General features: G+C 69.2%; 3 protein-coding genes and 1 pseudogene. 1 reads left to right on the top strand and 3 read right to left on the bottom strand.

All coding sequences use genetic code 11. From position 1 onward, the window contains the following. Nucleotides 1–280: 280 nt before the first annotated feature. On the bottom strand, nt 281–1,288 hold the full coding sequence (locus H4N64_RS43815) for a stage II sporulation protein M (RefSeq protein WP_186288210.1): 1,008 nt from the start codon (nt 1,286–1,288) through the stop codon (nt 281–283). Nucleotides 1,289–1,418: 130 nt separating this feature from the next. Between H4N64_RS43815 and H4N64_RS43810 the strand changes: the two genes are divergently transcribed. Next, nucleotides 1,419–2,372 carry an RDD family protein gene (locus tag H4N64_RS43810; protein ID WP_186288209.1) on the top strand — a complete coding sequence of 318 codons (954 nt, stop codon included), beginning with the start codon at nt 1,419–1,421 and terminating at the stop codon, nt 2,370–2,372. Nucleotides 2,373–2,437: 65 nt separating this feature from the next. Here the strand turns inward: H4N64_RS43810 and H4N64_RS43805 are convergent, their stop codons facing one another. Together H4N64_RS43805 and H4N64_RS43800 are read right to left on the bottom strand one after the other, a co-directional pair. Further along, nucleotides 2,438–3,052, bottom strand: a complete 615-nt coding sequence (locus H4N64_RS43805) for a hypothetical protein (protein WP_186288208.1) — start codon at nt 3,050–3,052, stop codon at nt 2,438–2,440. Between the two features lie 143 nt (nt 3,053–3,195). Further along, nucleotides 3,196–4,275: pseudogene (locus tag H4N64_RS43800) on the bottom strand (adenosylhomocysteinase); the annotation flags it as partial. Nucleotides 4,276–4,308: the final 33 nt, after the last annotated feature.

The following is a 4,308-nucleotide window of genomic DNA, read 5'->3' as shown; positions in this document are numbered from 1 at the left end:
CGCTTTCCAGGTTCCCGCTTTCGCGTTTCCCTTTCCGGCGGATCCGACTTTATCAGAAGTTTCGGGCCGGTCTGACCGGCCACCCATTTCCGATTCATCGGGAGGGGCTTCTCAGTAAATCGAGTGATCGATACTTCAAGAAGCGGCTAGATACTCACTGTCACCGACCGGATCAGGTCCAGTCCAGGCAACTGTTCGAATCTACCTCCCCGATCGATCCGTGTCAATGGCTCTCTCGGGGCGAAGAGGAGACTAGCAGCTCATCAGGTGTGTCCGCACATCAGGCGGCAGTCGGAAGAGTGGCGCCGCGCTCGGCTTCCTCGACGTCGCCCGTCTCGCCGGCCCGCGCGGCACGGCCGCCGACGACATAGACGTATGCCAGGAAGGCCAGCTCGGCGGCGACTCCGATGGTGATGCGGGCCCAGGTGGGCAGGCCGGACGGGGTGACGAAGCCTTCGATCGCGCCGGATATGAAGAGGACCAGGGCCAGGCCTATTGCCATGCCCACGGCGGCTCGGCCTTCCTCGGCGAGGGCTGTGCGTCGCGTGCGTGGGCCGGGCTCGATGACGGTCCAGCCGAGGCGCAGGCCCGTGCCTGCGGCGACGAAGACCGCCGTCAGTTCGAGCAGGCCGTGGGGCAGGATCAGGCCGAGGAACGTGTCGAGGCGGCCCGCGGAGGACATCAGGCCGAATCCGACGCCGAGGTTGAGCATGTTCTGGAAGAGGATCCAGAGGACGGGGAGCCCCAGGAAGACGCCCAGGACCAGGCAGAGTGCGGCGGCCTGGGCGTTGTTCGTCCAGACCTGGGCCGCGAACGAGGCCGCGGGGTGGCTGGAGTAGTACGTCTCGTACTGGCCGCCGGGGCGGGTGAGCTCGCGTAGTTCGCTCGGGGCCGCGATGGAGGACTGCACTTCGGGAGTCGTACCGATCCACCAGCCCAGGAGGGCGGCGACGAGGGTCGACAGGAGCGCTGTGGGTACCCACCAATGGCGCGTCTTGTAGACCGCGGCGGGAAAGCCATGGGTCAGGAAGCGGGTCGCGTCGCGCCAGGATGCTCGTCGGGTGCCTGTCACGGCGCTACGCGCGCGTGCCACCAGTTGGCTGAGGCGGCCCGTGAGCTGTGGGTCCGGGGCGCTGGACTGGATCAGGGAGAGGTGGGTGGCGGTGCGCTGGTAGAGGGCGACGAGTTCGTCCGCCTCCGCGCCGGTCAGGCGTCGCTGGCGCTGGAGCAGGGCATCCAGGCGGTCCCACTCGGCCCGGTGCGCGGTGACGAAGACGTCGAGGTCCATCTGGGTGCCTGCTCCTCGGCTGTTCGTCGGCGGCTCGTCGTAGATGTCAGCTTGTCGTATTGGGGCGCGATGCGCCCTCAGCTTGGCAGACTGGCCGTTCCAGGGGCAGGCCAGGGGAAGGACGGCGGGCGTGAGTGAGCTGGTGACGGGCGAGGCGGTGGCGCTGGAGCTGCGCCCTGCGAGGCTGCCCAGCAGGGCGCTTGCCGTGTTGCTCGATCTGGTCGTGGCCGTCGCCGTCTACATCGCCGTGTCGATCGGTCTGTTCGCGGCCACCTCTTCTCTGGACGAGGCGGCGCAGATCGCGGTGTCGATCGCCTCGTTCATTCTGGTGCTGGTGGGCGCGCCGATCGCGGTCGAGACGCTCAGCCACGGCCGTTCGCTCGGGAAGCTGGCGTGCGGGCTGCGTGTGGTGCGGGACGACGGCGGGCCGATCCGCTTCCGGCATGCGCTGGTGCGAGGAGCGATCGGTGTCATCGAGATTCTGCTGACCTTCGGGGTCGTCGCCTGTATCGCGTCGCTGGTCTCGGCGCGGGGGCGGCGGCTCGGGGATGTGTTCGCGGGGACCCTCGTCGTACGGGAACGGGTACCTCAGGCCCGGAGCGGTTTCGTGCCGCCGCCTCCGCCGTGGCTGGCCGGGCGATTCTCGGGGCTGGATCTCTCCGCGGTGCCGGATGGTCTGTGGCTGGCCATCCGGCAGTACCTGACGCGGATGCAGCAGCTGGATCCGCAGGTCGGCTGGGCGATGGCGGAGCGGCTCGCGACCGATCTCGCGGCTCGTACAGGCACGCCGGCGCCGCAGGGTGTGCCGCCGGCGGCGTATCTGGCAGCCGTGGTGCAGGAACGGCAGGCGCGAGAGGCCCGGCGGGCCTTCGCGAGCGGACCGGCGGCGGACAGGGCGTCGGCCAGCGGCTGGCCCCAGCCCGCGCCTCGGCCTGCGCCGACGCCGGGTGCATACGGACCGCCGGCCGCCCAGCCCACCGTCGAACCGCCGCCCGCCCCAGGCCATACGCCCCCGCCTCCGTCGGTGCCGCACGAGGAGCCCTCCGACGGACGCCGCGGCACCGGATTCGTACCGCCTGCGTGATCCCGGCCTGCTCTCTCGGCAGACCGGGACAGGCGAACCGGGGCCCTCAGGCGAACCGCGGGCCCTCAGGCGAACGAGGACGGCGGCGACTCAAGCTCCTCCAACTCGATCCCGGGCGCCGCGAGGACCACATCACCGGCGATGTGCACGGCGTGCTGCTCGCCCGTGTCCAGGGCTGTGACCTGGTATTCGTCCACGGTCAGAGGGCCGTTGTCAGTGGCGTGTGCTTCTCTTTTCACCAGGGCCCAGGACTGGTCGACGGTGCGCGGGGCGAGCACTGGGTCCGTGAAGGCGACGAGGCGTACGCGGGTTGCGGATTCGGAAGGGGTGAGGTTCAGGAGACGGGTGGTGGCGATCAGGAACGCGGGGGACGTGCCGGTGAAGGCGTGGGCGCGCACATTGCCTTCCGTGGCGTGAGCCCCGGCGGGGTCCGTACGGACCCAGGTGACGCCGTCGAGGGCGGCGCCGCGCACCTGCCAGCCGCCGGCGTGGAGTTCGAGGCGGATGGGGCGGCCGAGTTCGTCGAGGGCTAGGTCGACGGAGCCGCTGTGATCGCCCGAGGGGGTGGTCAGCTGGGAGACGTAGCGCCAGCCGGAGGGGCCGGGCGCGCAGTGGAAGTGCTCGTCTGCGAGGGGAGTGTGATCGTGCGGATCGTGGAGCGAATAACGGCCGCGGGGCATGGGGGTCCTGAGTCTTGACGGGCTGCTCCGGCCGCTGAGGGCCAGACGGGCAGGCCCCCGACACGGGGGTGCGGGGGCCTGCCCTGAGGACCTGCTGCTGGTGAGGGCGTCAGTGCACGGGCGCGCTCACCACGGAGTCCGGATCAGTAGCGGTAGTGGTCCGCCTTGTAGGGACCCTCGACCTCGACGCCGATGTAGGCGGCCTGCTCGGGGCGGAGCGTGGTCAGCTTCACGCCGAGCGCGTCCAGGTGGAGGCGGGCGACCTTCTCGTCGAGGTGCTTCGGCAGCGTGTAGACGCCGATCGGGTACTCCGACTGCTTGGTGAACAGCTCGATCTGGGCCAGGGTCTGGTCCGCGAAGGAGTTGGACATCACGAAGGAGGGGTGGCCGGTGGCGTTGCCCAGGTTCAGCAGGCGGCCCTCGGAGAGGACGATGATCACCTTGCCGTCGGGGAAGGTCCAGGTGTGGACCTGCGGCTTGACCTCGTCCTTGACGATGCCGGGGATCTTGGCGAGACCGGCCATGTCGATCTCGTTGTCGAAGTGGCCGATGTTGCCGACGATCGCCTGGTGCTTCATCTTGGCCATGTCCGAGGCCATGATGATGTCCTTGTTGCCGGTCGTGGTGATGAAGATGTCGGCCTTGTCGATGACCTCGTCGAGGGTCGTGACCTGGTAGCCGTCCATCGCCGCCTGGAGCGCGCAGATCGGGTCGATCTCGGTGACGATCACGCGGGCGCCCTGTCCGCGCAGGGACTCAGCGCAGCCCTTGCCCACGTCGCCGTAGCCACAGACGACCGCGGTCTTGCCGCCGATGAGGACGTCGGTGGCGCGGTTGATGCCGTCGATCAGGGAGTGGCGGCAGCCGTACTTGTTGTCGAACTTCGACTTCGTCACGGCGTCGTTCACGTTGATGGCCGGGAACAGCAGGACGCCGTCGCGCTGCATCTCGTACAGGCGGTGGACGCCGGTCGTGGTCTCCTCGGTGACGCCGCGGATCTCCGAGGCGAGCTGGGTCCACTTCTGCGAGCCCTCGCTGATGGTGCGGTGCAGGAGCTGGAGGATGACGCGGTGCTCGTCGGACTCGGCGGTGTCGACGGAGGGGACCTTGCCGTCCTTCTCGTACTCGACGCCCTTGTGGACGAGGAGGGTGGCGTCGCCGCCGTCGTCGAGGATCATGTTCGGGCCGCCGGTGGGGCTGTTGGGCCAGGTCAGCGCCTGCTCAGGTCGGCCCGGACCGCGAGTACTTCATGGCGA

Origin of the sequence: Streptomyces cupreus, assembly GCF_014257025.1 — a bacterium.
In the GTDB taxonomy this organism is placed as follows: domain Bacteria; phylum Actinomycetota; class Actinomycetes; order Streptomycetales; family Streptomycetaceae; genus Streptomyces; species Streptomyces cupreus.
This window is presented reverse-complemented; position numbering and strand designations above follow the sequence as displayed.